We start from the raw sequence: 19,247 nt of genomic DNA on the forward strand, positions 1-19,247 counted from the left end.
GTCGTCTGTTTTAAATATAGACTTTGAATGTAGTGCCCTTGCCAGGCTGGCTATCTACCTCGATTTTCCCCTCCAGAAGGTCTACCTGGGTTTTTACGAGGTGCAGCCCCAGGCCCCGGCCTTCTATGTGCGGATGGAAGCGCTTGTAGAGTCCGAACAAGCTGCCCCTTACTTTTGCAAGATCGATGCCAAGACCATTGTCTGAAACTTCGATACAAATATAATCCTTTTCCTTATAAGTTCTTAAATAAATGCTTGGCTTACGCGCCGGGTCACGATACTTGACGGCATTTGTTATCAGATTCTGCAAGATGCTGTACACGTAGCTTCTCAGCGAGACAATGCCGGGGGCTTCGCTGAAATCATATGCCACCTCTGCACCGGATTTCTCCAGCTCCATAGAGATGCTCTTCAGTATATCCTGCAGCAGCTCCTCAAATAGCACCTCCTCCGAAACACTCAGCACCTGCCCGCGCACCGTCAGGATGTAATTCAGGTCGCGGATGATGTTATCGAGGTTCTGGGCCGACTTGGCCAGGCTGTCAATAATGTGCCTGTTGAGCTCCGACTCCGGCCGCTGGCGGTCATATACTCTGGTCAGGCCAAGTATGTTGGCGATGGGGGCCCTGAGGTTATGCGACACGATATAGGCAAACTGCTGCAGGTTTTGGTTTTGTAGCTGCAGCTGCTCGGTTAGCAGCGTTCGCTTAGCCTCCACCAACTTGCGCTCGGTAATATCGGCGGCGGAGGCGTCCAGGCGCAGTATTTTGCCATCTTCATCCAGCATAGGGGAGAGGCGCAGCAATACCCATTTCTCCCTGCCGTCGCGAGCTATGATGCGCATTTCGTGCTGTATCTTTTTGCCCAGCGGCACTTCTTCCTCCAGCAGGCCCCGCAGCGCCGGATAATCATCCTTATGGATAATCTTTGGCCAGAGGTGATCTTCTATAAATTCTTTTTCACTATATCCTGTGATATCGCAGCACTGCGGGCTGATGTAGAAGATCCGGAAGTCGGCATCGGCTGAGAAAATAACCTCTGGGATGTTCTCGATGGTGGACTGGAAAAGGTCCTTGGCCTCCCTTACCTCCATCTCTTTCTGCTTCTGCTCGGTGATATCCTGCGCGGTGCCCGTTACTTTCAGCACCTGCCCGTCGTGGGTTACCAGTGGCTCCATAGTCTGGTGCAGGTATTTGACCGATCCGTCCTTTAGTTGTATGCGGTGCTCTGTCGTAGCAGCTGTTTTCTCCTCAATCACACGCAGGAAAGCCTCTAAAGCGTCGTTTCTGTCGTCGGGGTGGAAAAAGGAAACGATGCTATTAAAGGTTACCGTAAAAGTATGGGGGGCGATGCCATAGATATTGTACAGGTTGTCGGAGATGGTGAGGGTGTCGCGCAGGATGTCGTATTCCCAGCTGCCGAGTTTGGCCAGTTTCTGGGCCCTGGTGAGCTGTGCCTCGTTGTTGCGGATGGCGGCTATGATTTTGCGCTGCTCCGATATATTATGGATGCTCATGGCCACCGCAATGATCTCCTGCTGCTGCGTCATCACGGGGCGATAAGCCACCTCAAACCAGAAGTCGCCGAAGCCGGTTTCGTAAGTGGTGGGTTTGCCCTGCATGGCCCGTGCATGACTTTCCAGGAGCATGCTCTTCTGTTCTTCGGCCGTGATGCTGAGTATGCTTTGCCCGGCCTGCAGTTCCCGAAGCGTTAGCTGCTTCACCTCCCTGGCTGCCACAGCGTTGAAAAGTATGACGTTCAGGTCCTTGTCCAGCAGGTAAATAGCCTGTGGCGAGCTGTCGAGCAGGGCGCGCAGGTTGGCCTCGCTTGCTATCAGCTGCTGCTGTGCCTCTGCCTGGTCTGTAATATCAATAAAAGTACCGTTATAGATAAGCGTCCCGTCCTCTTTGGAGGAAGGGAGCCCGTGCCCGCGAATCCAGGTCCACTTTTGCCGCACCTTGTTCCAGAGCCTGAAGTCTTTTACCCAGGGCTGGAAGTGGCGGGTGGCCAAAGCTATACTTTCCTTCACATCCGGCAGGTCGTCCGGGTGAACGGCATCGAAAAGTATGTTCAGGTCCTGGTATACTGCTTCCGGCGTAACCCCGAATAGCCTCGTAATGCCGCCGCTCAGAAAGGGTATGCTCATGTGCCTGTCGGCGTCCATCCTGAACTGGTACACGGCACCGGGTATACTGGAGCTAACCTCGCGGAGTTGTTGCTCCCTCTTGTGCAGCTCTTCTATAAAGTCCTCCTGCTTTTGCACGTTCTCAGACGTTACAAGGCGGGGAAACGCGCCATCTGCCGCTGCAAACGCATGCGACTTAAGTTTCACCCAGAAAACGGAGCCATCCTTCCGCTTGTGCAGAACCCGCTCGCTGCAGGCGAAGGCGGCCTTATCCAGCTGGCTGAGATGTCTTTTTGTTTTCTCCCGCTCCTCCTCCGGCCTGATATCCAGGATTGTCATTTGCCGGAACTCCTCCGTAGTATAGCCATACTCCTGCACGGCCGCCTCGTTTACCTCCAGAAACCGGTACGTATCCTGATCATACACAAACAGGGGGATCGGGTTGAGATCGAAGAGCCGTTTGAAGTGCAGTTGGGTTTGTTCCAGTTTAAGCTGTAGTGCCTCCCGCTCTTCTATCTCCTTATTGAGCCTGTCGTTCTCGTGCTGCAGCCGCCTGGTAACCCTGCTTGATGCAAAGGCTGCCCAGATAATGCAGACAGCCGCCAGCAAAAGCAGAAAAGCATAATTGTCAATAATATCCGTAACGGCCGGGAAAAACTCAGAGGTGTGCCTTTTGCCTGCCGCTGTAAGCCCGTTGCTAAGGTTGATGAGGTTTGCCTGGTGACGGATATAGAAAGGGGTTACGTGCGCCCTGTTGTACGCCGTTGCCTTTTGCTGCTGCTGGTTACGGGAGAGCCTGATCAGGCTGTCTGCATGGGCATGGTATTGCTCGAGGTCCTGGCTGATGCTGTGTAGGGTGCGCCGTTGCTCAGGCTGCTCCAGCACCGTGTGCAGTTCCCTGATAGTAGCCTCGTTGGATGCGTAGGCTTTTGCAAGCTCACGGTGTATGCTGTCTTTGCTGGCCCTATCGGCTGTGCGCAGGTGCGCGCTTAGCAGATCCTGGGTCAGTTCTTTGTTCTTGAAGAGGCTGTTTGCCAGTTCCAGCCGTTTGTAGGTGCGCAGCATCTCGCCTCCGTACTCCTGCTGCAACTGACTAACCTGTATGTAAAAGAAAAGGCAAACCGATACAAGGGCCACCATCATGCTAAGGAAGGCTATACCTATATACCGTATAGCCCGCGCATATCCCTGCCTGTTCTCAGGTGTTATCATTATTCTCTGTAAGCGTCAAGTCATACCCTCCGAACTGTTTGTTCCGGGGTTTAAGGTAAGCAGGTAAGTATAGTGCAATAAAGATATTGTGGTCCTTATTGTACAATAATAGATAAGAACATAAGAATGACCAAGGAAAGTGCTTTAAAATTATTTGGAATTAGCAAAATACCTTTTTGGGTAGAAGTAAAGGTAAGCATACAAAGTATAAATGCAGCAGCTATACAGTGCAACCACATCATGGCACCGGGGCAGGAGCGCCCACTTCGTTAGCGTAAACTATATAACCCTTATCCGGAATTATGTAACATCCCTGGAGACAATGAGAGGTATCTTTGTAACAGATAAAACGATGAAAGAAATGGCAACTGTAAAAGATAGAAAACTAACCAAAGCCACCTTTCCGGTAGAAGGAATGACCTGTGCCTCCTGCGCCAACAGTATCCAGAGTATGCTGAACGCGCGCGATGGGGTAGCCGAGGCTAACGTGAACTTTGCCGGTAAAACCGTGCAGGTGGCCTACGATGCCCAAGAGGTAAACCCTGTGCAACTGCGCGAGACCGTGCAGGAGATCGGCTTTGATATACTCATAGAGGAAACCACCCAGGAAGAACTGGAAGAGCGGCAGGCTAAGTCGCTGGCGGCACTAAAACGCAAAACGGTTATAGCCAGTATCCTGGCTTTCCCGGTGTTTGTGCTGGGCATGTTCTTCCACGACACCTTCGCCTGGGGCAACTGGGCCATGCTTATACTGACCACGCCGATATTGCTGTGGGCGGGGCAGCGCTTTTTTACCGGCGCCTGGGCACAGGCCAGGCACGGCCGTGCCAACATGGACACGCTGGTAGCCCTTAGTACCGGCATCGCTTATGTGTTCAGCGTGTTTAACACCGTATACCCGGAGTTTTTCCTGAGCCGCGGGCTGATGCCACACGTGTACTTTGAGGCGGTGGCCGTCATCATCGCGTTTATACTTCTGGGCAAGTACCTGGAGGAAAATGCTAAGGACCGGAGCTCTTCGGCTATTAAAAAACTGATGGGCCTGCAGCCCAAAACCGTGCGGGTGCTGCGAAACGATACCCAGATGGAGCTGAAGATAGAAGAGGTACAACTGGGCGACAGGGTCGTGTTGCTGCCGGGCGAGCGCGTGCCGGTGGATGGAGAAGTAGCTTCGGGCTCTACCTATGTGGATGAAAGTATGCTGAGCGGGGAGCCGCTGCCGGTGCAGAAGAACCCGGGCGATTTGCTCTATGCCGGCACCATTAACCAAAAAGGCAGCGTGCAATTGATTGCGCAGAAAACCGGCGGCGAGACCATGCTGGCGCACATCATCAAACTGGTGCAGGAGGCGCAGGGCAGCAAGGCCCCGGTACAGAAACTGGTAGATAAAATTGCGGGCATCTTCGTACCAATCGTGCTGGTGATTGCTATACTCACCTTTGCGGCCTGGATGGTGTTTGGAGGCCAGGCCTACCTAACCGAAGCGCTGCTCTCGACAATCTCGGTACTCGTTATTGCCTGTCCGTGTGCGCTGGGTTTGGCTACGCCAACAGCCATCATGGTGGGCGTGGGACGAGGTGCTGAAAACGGCATCCTGATAAAAGACGCGGAGAGCCTGGAGCACGCCCATAAAGTGAATGCCGTAATACTGGATAAAACCGGTACCATCACCTTGGGTAAACCCTCTGTAACGGATGTGGTATGGGCGCAGGATACGCCGGAGCAGGCGCAGCTCGAAACCCTGTTCTTTTCAATGGAGGCACAGTCGGAGCACCCTATTGCGCAGGCCATTTATACCTTCTACAAAGAGCAGGGACGGCAGGCCGTGCAACCTGACGCTTTCAACAGCCTTACAGGTCTGGGCATTGAGGCTACCTTCGCAGGCAAGCGCTACCTGGCTGGCAACGAGAAGCTCCTGCGCCAGCAGGGCGTGGTGCTGCCGGAGTACCTGCTGCAGGCGGCAAAAGCCCTGCAGGATGACGCGAAGACGGCCATCTTTTTTGCCGATGCCGCTCAGGCGCTGGCCGTGTTTGCCGTAAGCGACCCGATTAAACCTGCCGCCGCCGAAGGTATAAAAGCTCTGCACGAGGCCGGTCTGGAAGTATACATGCTCACCGGCGACAACAGGCAAACGGCAGAGGCCGTGTCCCGTCAGGTAGGGATAGACCATTTCCAGGCAGAGTTGTTGCCCAACGACAAGGCAGAGTTTGTGAAGAAACTGCAGGCAGAAGGCAAGGTGGTAGCCATGGTGGGCGACGGCATAAACGATGCGCAGGCGCTTGCCACCGCCGACGTAAGTATAGCTATGGGACAGGGCACGGACGTAGCTATGGAAGTGGCGGGTATCACCCTCATGCGCTCCGACCTGACGCAGGTAGCCAGGGCTGTGAAGCTATCAAGGGCTACGGTGCAGACAATCCACCAGAACCTGTTCTGGGCCTTCTTCTACAACGTCATCTGTATTCCGGTGGCGGCAGGGGTGTTGTTCCCCTTCACCGGCTTCCTGCTGAGCCCGATGGTTGCGGGGGCGGCCATGGCCCTGAGTTCGGTGTCGGTGGTAACCAATAGCCTGAGACTTCGCGGCAAGAAATTATGAGAGTTAGAAAGTTGAGAAGTTATAAAGTTAGAAAGTATAAGTCTTATACTTTGGTGGGGCGAACCTGCAACTCGTGCCGCTGCTCTCAATAAGTGTAAAGTGTGTTAATTATGTTAAATATAAAACTAGACAAGTATGGAAACCTATAAGTTTAAAACCAATATCAACTGCGGAAACTGTGTAAAAGCTGTAACCCCACACCTCAACAAGCTGGAAGGCGTGCAGGAGTGGAAGGTAGATACTGACAATCCGGATAAAGTGCTGGAAGTGAAAGCAGACGCAGTGGACGCCCAAACCATCGAAAATACCGTGAAGAAAGCTGGTTTTGAAGCAGCGCAAATTTAAGTATGAAGTATAAGTTTAGCTTTAGCTTTAGAAAGGCTGACGGGGTTTGTTCCCTGTCAGCCTTTTCGTTTTGGGGAGCAAGTATAAATTGATGTGAGGCTGTGTGTTTTACTTACAAATAAGCCTTTTACATATCCTCGCACACTTCTGGCGGGAGTGCGTAATGAATTGACGCCCATACATGCGTGTAATAAGTGTGAAAGTATAGGCAGCGAAAGTATAAAGTGTATACTTCAGTGGCCAGAGGCCGGGGGATAGCTCACACTCGCCAGAGGCGAGCGAGGGCGGATTGGTTTTCCCTAATTGAGCTTATTGCCATTGCGAATTACAAATCCGCGGTTCCTAACTTTCGGATTACAAATCCGAAAGAGCATATAATAAGTTAATCTAGGTCATAGTCCACAGCTATAGCTAGTCACGAGTACAGAGGAGTATAGTTTTATACTTTGAATGGGCTGAAAAAGAAAAGGACAGCTAAAGTAGCTGCCCCATTTCTGTACTCTCAAAACTAAACCATTATTTATATCTACCAGGCCCATTCCGGGCAAATTATCTTGCGGGTGTTGCGCAGCTTGAAGCCAAGCACTACTTCGTGGCTGCCGGCGCTGGCATGCCCGAGCGGAGAAGTGGTGGCATCATAGGAATATCCCAGGTCGAGGAGGGGGCTGATGTTGATGCCCGCCATCGCTGCCACTGACTCCTGGTGCCGGTACGTCACCCCGGCCCAAATCCTGTCGGCATACATCACTTTCATCGTGGCATCCACCGACACCGGACTTGGCTGTGCCACCTTTACCATCACCGAAGGGATAAGTGAAACATAGGGAGCTACGTCCACGCGGTAGCCGCCTGTTACGTAGTAGTGTTGCTGCAGCGAGCCATCGTCATCAGACGGAGCATTGTCGGTAAGGTATTTACGCTTGCTCGGTACCAGCTGCGCCCCTGCCACGCCTGCGTAAAAGTTGCGCGAGTACAGCCAAAGGCCCATGCTCAGGTCAAACTTCACCTCGTTTACCCTGCCATCATAAATAGCGGGGTCGTGCAGGCTGTTGCCGGCCAGCTTCACCTTCGCCGGGTCCAGGCTGTACTGTATAATGCCTGGCTGCACGCCGGCAGAAACCTTCACGGTGCGCGAAAGCGGCTGATGATAGGCATAACTGGCCGAGACGCTGCCCCGCTTCAATGGACCTGTTTCCGTGGACATGGCCATCAAGCCGAAGCCGTGGTGTGAGCGAACCCTGCGGTACATGTTCGTGGACTTCATGCTCGATTCCTTCGCCATCCCTCTGCCACCATAAGTGCTGCCACCCGACTTGTTTATCGGCATGTGCAGCGTGGCATAGTAGGTCTGAGGTGCTCCCTCCAGCCCCGACCACTGGTGGCGCGTTCCCAGCCTCAGGTCGGCATAATCCTCGATGCCCGTAATGGCAGGGTTGGCGAGGTAATTATTCAACGTATATTGGGTAAATTGAGGGCGCTGCTGGGCAAAGGCGCTGCCAGTTGCCACCAAAAACATCACACCCAAGGCTAAAAGTTTGTTCATAGATCTGGCTTATTTAACGATAGTTACACTGCCGGTAAGCGGCTTTTCGTTTCGGTCTAATTTGATAACATAGTAGTAAGTGGCCATTGGCAGCGGGTTACCGTTCTGGCGTCCGTCCCACGGCTGTTTGTAGCCATCGGATGCGAATACCAGGTTGCCCCACTGGTTAAAGATTTCCACCCGGCAGTTGCTATACTTTTCGATGTTCTCGATGACCCAGGTGTCGTTGATGCCGTCCTGGTTTGGCGTGAACGTGTTTGGGATGTCAACGTATGGCAGCACCACGACCACCACTTCATCCGTGAAAGTACAGCCGCCCTCCGTCATAGCCGTTACCGTGTAGACGGTGGTTTTCTCAGGCTTAACCATTGGGTTGGCGATGTTCGGGTTATCCATGCCGACAGCTGGTGACCAGGTATAGGTCAGGCCGCCGCTAGCCTGCAGTTGGGTACTTCTGCCTTCCAGAATGGTCACATCAGGTCCCGCGCTCAGCTTAGGCTCCGTTACGGTAACCGTTACCGGCAAACGCTTGCTGGCACAGCTCTGCACCTCCTGCACATAGTAGGTAGTGGTATGGAGCAAAGCCGGCGTTTTAAAGGTGCTGCCTGTGGCAACCGGGGTTCCGCCTGCCGCGCTGGCATACCACTCCAACTTGCCTACGCCTGTGCCTTTGGCCGTTAACGTCGTGCTGAGGCCGGCGCAGATGGTAGTGCCTTGTGCCACAGGAGTTTCTGGAAGCGGAGTTACTTTCACTTCCACCGGGTTGCTGGTAAGCGAGCCGCAGGACGCAGACGTAACCACACGGCGGAACCAGGTGCCCTCCGTCAGCGGGTTTGGCGTATAGTCCTTGCGGTTGTTTTGACCCGGAGCCGGCGTATACACCCCATTGCGTGCCTTGCTTTGCTCCCACAGGTAGGCCGGGTTGCCGCTGCCTCCGCTTGGCTCAGAACCTACCAGTGTAGCAGGTGCCTCGCCGTAGCAAACAGTCTGCGTGCCGGAAAGCACCACGTTGTTACTCAGGGCAGGCTTCACGGTAACCAGCACGGCATTACTGGTGCTGCTGTAAGCGCCGGAGGTGGCCACGCGGCGGAACCAGGTGTCCTGGCTAACCGGGCCAGGCTGGAAGTTCTGCGCATCGTTCGGAGCACCGTTATAGCCCTGTGCTGTTACAAAGCCCGTCTTATCGCCTTTGGTGCTCATCTCCCAGCGGTAATTAAAGTTGCCCTCACCGCCTTTTGGCACGTCGCCTTCCAGCAGGGCTGGCAGACTGCCGGTACAAATTACCTGGTCCGCTTTGATGACATTGCTGGCGATTTCAGCAATCACCGAGATTTTAACTGCGTTGGAAACAGCCTCGCAGCCGCCGGAAATAATTACCCGACGGTACCAGGTGTCCTGATACAAGCCTCTCGGGAAAGTATAGTCGGCATTCAGGTTGTTGCCCTCCGCCGGGGCAAAGTTCTGGCCGTCGGTACTGAACTCCCAGCGGTAGCTATACTTGCCGTTGCCACCTTTTACCGGAGCCGTGTTCAGGCCAGTTAGCGTGGCTGGCTTGGTACCGGCATAGATGCTTTGGTCAGCCTTGATATTATAGTTCTCAATCGGAGCGTTTACCGTTACCTTCACCGGCTCAGAGTAGCTAATACAGCCACCAGAGGTAACCTTGCGGCGGAAAAGCGTGGTTCGGCCCAGGCTGCCCGGCTGGTAGCTGCCGTCGGCGCGGGTGTTGGCGCCCGGAGCCGGCATAAAGTCGGTGCTGCCTTCTGGCTTATACTCCCAGGCATAGTTATACTTGCCGGCTTCGCCACCCGTGGTCGGCGTGAGGCTGGTCAGCAGGGTAGGGGTGCCGCCCTGGCATACTTCCTGGTCTCCTGTAATCAGGTTCAGGAGCTTGGGGTTCACGGTGACTGTTACCGGGTCGCTGGTGCTCACCGTGCAGGTGCCCAACATGACTACTCTGCGGAAAGAGGTGGTCTCGGTCAAGTTGCTTGCCGTCCAGTCTTTAGCGTTGCTGCCGCGGCTGTTCGGTATTTCGCGGTACTCGCCGCCTGCCGTTCTGGCCTCCCAGTAGTAAGTATAGCTGCCTGCGCCGTAGCCGCCTTCCGGCATTTGGCCAGTTATCGTAGCTGCATCGCCCTCGCAAATAGTTTGCGCGCCGGAGAGGATGTTCTTGCTGATAGGCGGCATTACCCGCACCAGGATGGTGTTGCTGGTTACTGCCTGGCAAGAGCCCGACTGCACCACGCGCTTATACCAGGTATTGCCGGTATGTGGCGTTGTTGGCTTGTAGTTAGGCGTGTTGCTGTTTTCTATCGCCGTAAAGTTGACGTTGTCCTTGCTCACATACCAGGTATAAGTATAGGGGGCGGCGCCTCCTGCCAATACCCCCTGAATCTCGTCCGGTACCTGGCCGTGGCAAATCGTCGCTACTTCGCGCAGCTCATTTTTGGTAATGGCCGGGATTACTTTCACTTCTACCGCTTCGGAAGCCAGCGCGCAGCCATCAGAGTATACCATCCGCTTGTACTTGGTCGGGAGCTTGAGCCCTGCCTGCACCTGGTAATCTTTACCGGTGGCGCCTGGAATGTTGGTGAAGGTGGTGCCGTTTTGGCTGCTCATCCACTGGTAAGTATAGGAGCCCTTGCCGCTTCCGCCAACAGGCTCTGAACCCGTTAGGGTAAACGGCGCATCCTCGCATACAATTTCCGGAGCCGAGATGGTGTTGTTGTCCAGGATAGGGTTTACCGTTACCTGCACCTGGGTGCGCGGGCCGGCGCAGTTGCCTACTACCGCCTCAGCAAAGAAAGTAGTCGTGCGCTCCACAGTCGGCTCGTAAACGTTGCTACCCTCTTTTACCAGGAGGTTGCCGCTGGCATCATACCAGTTATACTTGCTGGCATTGCCCTGCGCCACCAGCGTGGCCTTTCCGCCCCCGCAAATGATAACAGGTGCTACCACAGGCGCTGCAATCTCCGGACGCACGATTACGGTGACGCGGGTGCGCGGACCGGCGCATTGGTTCTCGCCCACGTGCTCGGCATAAAAATCTGTTGTTTTAGTCAGGTTGCCGGTCTCGAAGCCAGTACCTGCCGGAGTAGTGGCGATGAGTTTGCCTCCGTTCAGTTGGTCGTACCAGTTCACGTGGCCCGATTGTACAGCTGCCTGTAAGGTGGTCGAGGTGTTAAAGCAAATGTCTTTGATGCCCGATACTATCGGAGCGGCAGGCAGCGGTTTTACCACCACCTGCATCTCGTCGGTGGTGAAGCAGGTGCCGGTATACACCTTGTAAGTCAGCGTATATGTTCCTACTTCCGATGGCGTGAAAGTGCCGTCCACCGATACGAATTTAGAACCGCTCCACTTGCCACCCGCCGGACTAGCACCAAGTATAAACTTGCCCTCGTTCAGGCAGACCTCCTGTACTTTTTGTGCTACAGCAGCCTGCGCCACGTCGGTTACCTGCACCGTCATCTGGTCGGAGTTGGTACAGCCTTTGGCATCGGTGTAAGTATAGGTCAGGACAAAGGAGCCCCTGCCGTTCGGGATGAAGATGCCGTCAGCGCTCACATGCTCGCCGCTCCAGGTACCGCCTGCCGGGCTGGCTTTTAGCGTCAGTGGGGTAGGGTCGTCGCAAACAGTCATATCAGGGCCAGCATTTACTTCTGGCAAGGGGTTCACGGTTACCGTTACCGTAGATGTGCTGCTGCAGCCGGTGGCGCTGTTGTAACCTGTTACCGTGTACGTGGTAGTCTCGGATGGAGAAGCCGTTACCTCAGCCCCCGAGGTAGCGCTAAGACCCGTGCCCGGCGACCAGGTATAGGTGTCGGCACCGGAGGCCGTAAGTATAGCGCTGCCTTGTCCCTGGCAAATCTCCTGAGACGAAGCGGCTACTTTCACCTCTGGCAACGGGTGCACGACTACGGTATAGGTGGTGGTGCTGGTACAGCCTGTTTCTTTGTTCGTACTTGTGATGGTATAAGTGGTTGTCTCTGTCGGGTTGGCGGTTACCGTGTTGCCGGTGGTGGCACTTAAACCCGTGGCAGGTGCCCAGGTATAGGTGTCTGCGCCTGCTACTGTCAGGGTGGTGCCGCTGCCGCTACTACAAATGCCTTCTGGGGCAGCCGGGGTCACCTTTAGCTCCGGCAAGGGGTTGATGGAGATTTGCTGCGTAGCTGCCTCTGATGCCCCACACTCGTTGGTGGCCACTACACTAACCGTATAGGTGCCTGCCTCCGTGAAGTTTATACTTGGGTAAGCCGAATCCGCATCAGTGCCCTCGGCAAAGCTTGCCATTCCCGGACCAGATACGGACCAGGTATATTGGCTGATGGTGCCGAACTGCGCATCATACACAGGGGCGTGCAGCTTGCTGTCGGCTGTAAAGGCGATGGTCTGCGGGCCGCAGTATACTTGCTGCGCGGGCAGTTGCACCTTCGGCTTGCCTTTGATAACGACGGTGGCTTCTTTTAGCGAGGTTTGGCAATTGTTGCTGGCAGTCAGGGCGATGGTGTAGGTGCCCGGCTTGGTGAACTGAAACTCGGCATTTCTGGAGCTGGACTTTGTGCCATTGGCGAAGGCCCACCCTTCGGCAGGGCTCACGCGCCAAGTATAAGCTGCTTCCGGACCGGTAGAGGTATTGGTGGCAGCGAAAACGGCTGTCACGCAGCTATTGTCCCCGTTCAGGGTGAAATCGGCTACCGGAGGCTCTTCGATGGTGATAACCTTGTTCACGGTACTCGCCAAACACTTCGTGTTAAGACCCGTTGGCGTGGCCGTCATCTGGATAGAATATGTACCCGGTTTGGTGAATTTCACCGAAGGGCTCTTGGTCTTGCTGTTACCGGAAGTATACTCCCATCCATCTGCCGGAGAGATTACCCAATCCACGATATAGCTGCCGGCACTGGCATCCGTGTTGGCGTTGGCATTAAAGCCTTCAATCGTTTTATCGGTCAGTTTTATAGGAGCGTTCAGACAGGCAGTTCCAAAGGCGAAATCAGCTATAGGGCCTTTGGACACCTTGATACCGCCCACCGTGGCAGGTGTGGTGCCGCAGGGGTTGGTGGCAGTAGCCGTTAAGGTAAAGGCGCGTCCCGGTTTCTTCATCGAGGACTCGGTGAAGGTATGCTCGATGGTGGAAGGCAGGTTAGCGTGCGAGAACACCATCGGTGCCGAGCCGTCGTCGAACTGAAAAGTATAAACCGTTTGCGGGGAGTTATACTTGGTGATTTCCTTGTCGATGTCGAAAATGAAAGTGGCCGGGGCACAGTCGTTGGTGTTGCCGCGGCTGGAGATACCCAGGCTGGGGTTACTGCCAATGAAAACGCGCTCCTCATGGGTGCTGCTGCAGCCGTGCGCGTCATAAGCCGTTACGATCAAACGGAAAGAGCCACCCGATTTATACGTATGGGTGGCTGTCTCAAATTTTGCTCCCAGGGTGGTGGAGTTCCCATCGCCCCAGTTAATAACATAGCGGGTGTTCGTCTCTTTGGTGGTGGAAGCGTTCTCAATGGTGAGCTCAAACGTGGCCACGTTGCCCGCATAGCTACAGGAGGTAAAGAAGCTGATTGGGTCGGCCACCGTGGCATCCGGACCATTCGTTATCACCAGTTCCTCGGAGGTAGCCTCGCAGCCATCGGCCTGTGTGGTTTTAACCGAGTAAGTGCCAGGTTGGGTGATGGTTATACTTTTAGAAGTAGCCCCGGTAGACCACAAATAGGAGTCAGCCTCGGTGGCTGAAAGTATCACCTGGCCATCGCCGCAAAGGCTGCCGGAAGTGGTGATTTGTACGGTACAGGTTTGGGCGTAGGTTGAGTTTGAGAGGGCACTCCAAAGCTGCAGCAGTAGCAGACATAAAATGCCTAGGGCAGGGGATCGCATATACTTTGGCTGTAAAATTTCTCTATATAAAGCTGCTCTTGGTTATTAAAATCACATCCCTGGAGCCACGGCTCATACCCGGAAGGAAGTCGCCATTTCAGAAATGTTTCAATAAAGGAGCCTGCTAATCCTAAGTGCTTGCTGTGCATTCGGGTTTAAGTCCAAAAGCCGAAGGGGCAGGCTCATTACAGGTAAGTGCTTTTAGAGGCGCTAAAGTTCAAAACGGAGCATGTTTTTTTGAAAAAAGCCAATGAGTTTTGAAACCTAAAATTTCTATGTTTCGTATAGCGCTGATTTTTTGATGATTACAATTTTTTAGTCCGCTAAAGCAAGTTTGAAGAGAAGGACCAGAGCTTGCTGCGCGAAGACGTTTTGGACTCTTTCAGTAGCGCAATAACGGCTCAATAGCAGCGCGTTAAGTATAATATTTATATTTCCTTATATTTATATCTAGTCAGTATAGTTATACTAAATAATTAGAATAGTTATACTTTAGCGTGCTGATACAACTTCTCCGCCGGTCTTTCCTTCACCACACTCCCGGTCTCCCATATTAGGTGCTGATATATTGGAAGAGTTACATATCTGTGTGAGCGGCGGTCAAGTAGGGGGTGTATGGCGGGTAGTTGCAGGTGTGCATTAGAGCTAATAAGTGAGCTTTTTGAATATATAGATATGCTAATTTAGATATATTATTAAATTATTCTTTTTTAATAGAACTTAGTAAAATCATAAACCTTCCTGTTGGTGCGCCCGTATTTCCCACTACACTCACAAGACCAAATGCTGCAGCTTTAGTGCTACAGTTAATGTACTTAAAAGCACGGCCCCTTCACATAAGGCCGGACTGAGCCGGAGACGCCGGCATTGCATAAAGACTGTTGTAAGTAAGGAGGCAGCAAATAGGCCTGCAGGTAGCTAGTGATGATGGAACGTGAGGCAGAGACAAGATTTTCAAAGTTTACTTATGACCCCAAAATGTACTCAACCAAATGAATAGATATAGACATTACTATGGCTTTAACAGAGTACTTCTGTTGATTCTCGATATTACGCTTATCGCCTTCGCTTTTAAGCTGTCAAACATGCTCCGCTACGGGAGCTTCGAGTTTGAGTATCAATACAATATCTTCTTCGTGCTGTTCGCCCTGGTGTGGTGGATTGTGTCCGGCTTCTCTAACTTTATTGTGCGGGTGGACAGCTTCCTGCCGATAGACAGGCGTTTGGGAAATCTTATCAACGTGTTCCTGATGCACGCGCTCATCCTAGCCAGCTGTATCGTTGTCTTTAACCTGGAGCAGCTTTCGCGCCTGCTGTTACTGTATACGTACCTGTCCACTGCGTTTCTGATTGGTCTTAGCCGTCTGGTGCTGCACATGGCCGATCGCTACTTTACCGACTCCGATATGGCCCACACACGCTATGTGATAGTTGGCTCGGGTCCGGCAGCCGTTTCTTTGCAGCAAACCCTGAGCAACAACGATGAGATAGGTACCAAGTTCATGGGCTTTTTTGATGATGAGGTGGACCCAAGCAGCCCACACCAGGTGCTCGGAAGTATAGAAGACATGAAGGACTACTGCCTGCAGCACAGCATCGACGAGGTATACTATGCCAAGCCCATCATCGACTCTGAGCAGATAGAGGAGCTGACCGAGTTTGCCAACGACAACTTCATCTACCTGCGCCTGGTGCCTGATTTCAGCGCCATCGTGAAGAAGGAAGTGAACATGTATTTCTACCACAACATCCCGATGTTGAGCGTGCGCAACGAGCCGCTGGAGCTGGCCTCTAACCGCATTGTGAAACGCATTTTCGACGTGGTCTTCTCCCTGGCGGTTATCCTGCTGATTTTCCCAATCCTGTTCCCCATCATTGCCCTGCTGATTAAGCTGGAGTCGAAGGGACCAGTGTTCTTTAAGCAGCTGCGCCCGGGCAAGAAAAACAGGCTGTTTGTGTGCTACAAGTTCCGCACCATGCGTGTGAACAACAACACCGAGCTACAGGCTACCAAAAACGACCCACGCATTACGCGCTTCGGTGCCTTTATGCGCAAGACCAGCCTCGACGAGCTGCCGCAGTTCTTCAACGTGCTGCTGGGCGACATGTCGGTAGTAGGGCCACGCCCGAACCTGGTGTCACAGCTGGACCAGTACTCCAAGGTTATCTCCAAGTATAAAACACGCCACTTCGTGACGCCGGGCATTACGGGCTACGCGCAGGTGAGCGGCTACCGCGGCGAGACCAAGGAAGTGCACCTGATGGAAAAGCGCGTGGAGTACGATGTGATGTACATGGCCAACTGGAGCCTGATGATGGACATGAAAATTATCTTCCTCACCGTATGGAACATGATTAAAGGTGAAAAAAATGCTTACTGATACGACGACCCTACAAGAAAAACCTGTTGCCGCCGAGCCACCTATAAAAGTAAAGCGTCAACTGCTCGGCTCCCTTATCTCGGCCGGCTCTTTCAACGACTTTGTGAACCATGTTTTCTGGCTCTCCGATACGAAAGACTCCTCGTATGTGTGCTTTGCCAACGTACACATGCTCATGGAGGCCAGGCAGGACAAGGAGTTCCAAAACCTGCTCAACAACGCCGACATCGCCTCGCCGGATGGCGGGCCGCTGTCGAAGCTGATGAAGCTGCTCTACGGCAAGCACCAGGACCGCGTGCCGGGTATGGACCTAATGCCGCGCCTGCTGCAGGAGGCTGAGAAACGCGGCAAGTCTGTGTTCTTCTACGGCTCCACCGATCCGGTGCTGGAGGCGGTGGTAGCCCGCACCAAAGCCGATCTGCCGAACCTGCGCATCGCTGGTTATTACTCGCCGCCTTTCCGCAAGCTCACGCACATTGAGGATGAGGCCATCACGAACATGATCAATGACTCTGGTGCTGACCTGGTGTTTGTAGCCCTGGGTTGCCCGAAGCAGGAGCGCTGGATGGCGGAGCACAAAGGCAAAGTGAAGGCCTGCATGCTGGGTGTGGGACAGGCCTACATGACCTATGCCGGGCTGGAAAAGCGCCTGCCCAAGTGGGCCCGCGACCTGAGCCTGGAGTGGACCTACCGCCTGTGGCAGGAGCCGGGCAGATTGTGGAAACGTTATCTGCTCACCAACAGTAAGTTTATGTATGAGGTAACCAAGCTGATGCTCTTCGGCCGAAACAAGCGGGCAGAACTGAGCCAGTAAGTCTACGTATAGCTTTGATGCATAACGAAGCAAAGTACAATGAGATGGAGGCACTTCATCGTTCACCATTACCGTCATAAGCAGCGCTACAGCCTGTTCAGGCAATCCGCTGTGCAATTTTACGGGAAGGTGAGGTGCGGCAGAAGCAGTGCGCAAGCCTTGTGCCTCTCGACTAAACATGATGGCTTTACACGCTATGCAGGGATTACATCGGCCCATGCAGCCATTTCCAACAGCCAGCCTAAGCTGATGCGCAGCTAACAGAGTATCAAAAAGTTCTTATTTCAATAAATCCTAATATAGAAATCTCCGTATCAAGCAAAAGCATGCATCTCGAAGATAGTACAAATTTCTCCGGAGCATGCGCCAACATTATGTTTTATTTCTAAACCCTTTACAATAGATGAAAGCAGTTATACTTGCCGGCGGTTACGGTACAAGAATAAGCGAAGAAAGTGGTGTGCGTCCCAAGCCCATGGTAGAAGTTGGCGGTAAGCCAATTCTGTGGCACATTATGAAAATCTATTCCCACTACAACATTAACGAGTTTGTGATTTGCTGTGGCTACAAAGGCCATATGATCAAAGAATACTTTGCCAACTATTGTCTGTATAACTCGGATGTCACCTTCGATATGCGCAAAAACGGCATGGAGGTGCACAAGAACCACACAGAGTCGTGGAAGGTGACGCTGGTGGATACCGGCGAAGGTACTATGACTGGCGGGCGCCTGAAGCGTGTGAAAGACTATGTAGGCAATGAAACCTTCTGTATGACCTATGGCGACGGCGTGAGCGATGTGAACATTGCCGAGGCGATTGAATACCATAAAGCGCAGGGCACCAAAGCCACTCTTACCGCGGTGCAGCAACCGGGCCGTTTCGGTGCCTTTACCCTTTCTTCAGAAGCCACAAAGGTCCCTCAGTTTAAGGAAAAACCTACCGGTGGCGACATGCCGTGGATTAATGGCGGCTTCTTTGTGCTGGAGCCAAGCGTGTTCGACTACATTGAGAACGACAGCACGACCTGGGAACGCGGCCCGCTGGAAACACTGGCCGAGGAAGGAGAGCTCTCCGCTTACCGCCACAGCGGCTTCTGGCAGCCTATGGATACCCTGCGCGACAAGCATGTGTTGGAAGAACTTTGGCAAAGCGGCAAGGCACCCTGGAACGTGTGGCACAAAATGCTTTCCGGTGTTGTAAACTAACCCTCAGAGAACCCCAAACCCTTTTCTTACTATATATCCCTCTTTAAAAAAATGAAAATACTGATAACCGGAAACATGGGTTATGTTGGCCCTGGCGTGGTAGAGCGTCTGCGTGCTGCCTATCCCGAAGCTACCCTGGTGGGCTACGACATGGCCTACTTTGCCAACTGCCTGACCAACGCACCTATACTTCCTGAAAGCCGCCTGGATGTGCAACTTTATGGCGATGTACGCACCATGCCTGCCCACGTGCTGGAGGGCGTTGATGCCGTCGTACACCTTGCCGCCATCTCCAACGACCCGATGGGTAAGAAGTACGAGGACATCACGATGGAGGTAAACTATAAATCGAGCGTGCGCATTGCCGAAATGGCCAAGGCTGCCGGGGTAAAGAACTTCGTGTTTGCCTCCAGCTGCAGCATGTACGGTGCTGCCTCCGAGCATGCCAAAACAGAAGACTCTGAGCTGAACCCACTCACCGCCTACGCCCGCTCCAAAGTGGCAACCGAGAAAGACCTGAAACCACTGGCCGGCGATGGCTTTATCGTGACCTGCCTGCGTTTTGCCACCGCCTGCGGCATGAGCGACCGCTTGCGCCTGGACCTGGTGCTGAACGACTTTGTGGCAGGGGCCGTGTCCACCGGTAAAATCAATATCCTGAGCGATGGAACGCCTTGGCGTCCACTGATTCACGTGAAAGACATGGCGCGCGCGATTGAGTGGGCTGTTACCCGTCAGCCGTCCAACGGGGGCGAGTATTTAGCTGTAAATACCGGCTCTAACGAGTGGAACTACCAGGTGTACGAACTGGCCAATGCCGTGGCAGAGCTGATTCCGGGCGTGGACGTGACCGTGAACAAAGATGCCGCTCCTGATAAGCGCTCTTACCGTGTCAACTTCGATCTGTACAAGCAGCTGGCCCCAAACCACCAGCCGCAGTATACCTTAACCCAAGCGATTGAAGGGCTGTACGAAGGGCTTAAGGAGATGGAGTTTAAGGATGGCGATTTCCGTAACTCGCTGTTGATGCGCTTGATGGTGCTGAACAGCCTGCAAGAGACAAACCGCCTGAACGAGCAGCTGCAGTGGCAGCGAAACAGCGCCAAAGTGGCTGAAACCGAGTTAGAAACTGCCTAAGTTATAC

Annotated in this window: 9 protein-coding genes; 6 read left to right on the forward strand and 3 right to left on the reverse strand. The window is 53.4% G+C overall.

Annotation, left to right across the window (positions count from 1 at the left end):
- Nucleotides 1-10: 10 nt before the first annotated feature.
- The gene (locus tag C8N40_RS05270; protein WP_108210734.1) at nucleotides 11-3,337 is read right to left on the reverse strand and encodes a PAS domain S-box protein; all 3,327 of its coding nucleotides are present in this window, start codon (nucleotides 3,335-3,337) and stop codon (nucleotides 11-13) included.
- Between the two features lie 361 nt (nucleotides 3,338-3,698).
- On the opposite strand from C8N40_RS05270, the gene C8N40_RS05275 reads away from it, so the two are divergent.
- A complete protein-coding gene (locus tag C8N40_RS05275) occupies nucleotides 3,699-5,933 on the forward strand; it encodes a heavy metal translocating P-type ATPase (protein WP_108210970.1) in 2,235 nt (744 codons plus the stop codon).
- A gap of 135 nt (nucleotides 5,934-6,068) precedes the next feature.
- Nucleotides 6,069-6,278: a heavy-metal-associated domain-containing protein gene (locus C8N40_RS05280; protein ID WP_108210735.1), complete on the forward strand. Its 210-nt coding sequence runs from the start codon at nucleotides 6,069-6,071 to the stop codon at nucleotides 6,276-6,278.
- Nucleotides 6,279-6,804: 526 nt separating this feature from the next.
- On the opposite strand, the gene C8N40_RS05285 is transcribed toward C8N40_RS05280, so the two are convergent.
- A complete protein-coding gene (locus C8N40_RS05285; RefSeq protein ID WP_108210736.1) occupies nucleotides 6,805-7,821 on the reverse strand; it encodes a PorP/SprF family type IX secretion system membrane protein in 1,017 nt (338 codons plus the stop codon).
- A gap of 9 nt (nucleotides 7,822-7,830) precedes the next feature.
- A complete protein-coding gene (locus tag C8N40_RS05290; protein WP_108210737.1) occupies nucleotides 7,831-13,701 on the reverse strand; it encodes a T9SS type B sorting domain-containing protein in 5,871 nt (1,956 codons plus the stop codon).
- A gap of 992 nt (nucleotides 13,702-14,693) precedes the next feature.
- Here C8N40_RS05290 and C8N40_RS05295 point away from each other — a divergent pair.
- The 4 genes from C8N40_RS05295 (at nucleotide 14,694) to C8N40_RS05310 (ending at nucleotide 19,240) form a co-directional block, all read left to right on the forward strand.
- Nucleotides 14,694-16,082 carry an undecaprenyl-phosphate glucose phosphotransferase gene (locus C8N40_RS05295; protein WP_108210738.1) on the forward strand — a complete coding sequence of 463 codons (1,389 nt, stop codon included), beginning with the start codon at nucleotides 14,694-14,696 and terminating at the stop codon, nucleotides 16,080-16,082.
- Entirely contained in the window at nucleotides 16,072-16,896 is an 825-nt protein-coding gene (locus tag C8N40_RS05300) for a WecB/TagA/CpsF family glycosyltransferase (RefSeq protein WP_245905002.1), read from the forward strand. Before C8N40_RS05295 ends, C8N40_RS05300 begins: the two co-directional genes overlap by 11 nt.
- A 403-nt stretch (nucleotides 16,897-17,299) precedes the next feature.
- Entirely contained in the window at nucleotides 17,300-18,103 is an 804-nt protein-coding gene (gene rfbF, locus C8N40_RS05305) for a glucose-1-phosphate cytidylyltransferase (RefSeq protein WP_108210739.1), read from the forward strand.
- Between the two features lie 51 nt (nucleotides 18,104-18,154).
- Nucleotides 18,155-19,240 (forward strand): NAD-dependent epimerase/dehydratase family protein, encoded by a 1,086-nt coding sequence (locus C8N40_RS05310; RefSeq protein WP_108210740.1) that lies wholly within the window; start codon nucleotides 18,155-18,157, stop codon nucleotides 19,238-19,240.
- The last annotated feature ends 7 nt before the right edge of the window (nucleotides 19,241-19,247 follow it).

The organism is Pontibacter mucosus, from assembly GCF_003054055.1.
In the GTDB taxonomy this organism is placed as follows: domain Bacteria; phylum Bacteroidota; class Bacteroidia; order Cytophagales; family Hymenobacteraceae; genus Pontibacter; species Pontibacter mucosus.

Excerpts from the sequence above, each read along its gene's own strand:
- C8N40_RS05270 (WP_108210734.1), bottom strand. The coding sequence starts at position 3,337 with ATGATAACACCTGAGAACAGGCAGGGATATGCGCGGGCTATACGGTAT.
- C8N40_RS05275 (WP_108210970.1), top strand. The coding sequence starts at position 3,699 with ATGGCAACTGTAAAAGATAGAAAACTAACCAAAGCCACCTTTCCGGTA.
- C8N40_RS05280 (WP_108210735.1), top strand. The coding sequence starts at position 6,069 with ATGGAAACCTATAAGTTTAAAACCAATATCAACTGCGGAAACTGTGTA.
- C8N40_RS05285 (WP_108210736.1), bottom strand. The coding sequence starts at position 7,821 with ATGAACAAACTTTTAGCCTTGGGTGTGATGTTTTTGGTGGCAACTGGC.
- C8N40_RS05290 (WP_108210737.1), bottom strand. The coding sequence starts at position 13,701 with ATGCGATCCCCTGCCCTAGGCATTTTATGTCTGCTACTGCTGCAGCTT.
- C8N40_RS05295 (WP_108210738.1), top strand. The coding sequence starts at position 14,694 with ATGAATAGATATAGACATTACTATGGCTTTAACAGAGTACTTCTGTTG.
- C8N40_RS05300 (WP_245905002.1), top strand. The coding sequence starts at position 16,072 with ATGCTTACTGATACGACGACCCTACAAGAAAAACCTGTTGCCGCCGAG.
- rfbF (WP_108210739.1), top strand. The coding sequence starts at position 17,300 with ATGAAAGCAGTTATACTTGCCGGCGGTTACGGTACAAGAATAAGCGAA.
- C8N40_RS05310 (WP_108210740.1), top strand. The coding sequence starts at position 18,155 with ATGAAAATACTGATAACCGGAAACATGGGTTATGTTGGCCCTGGCGTG.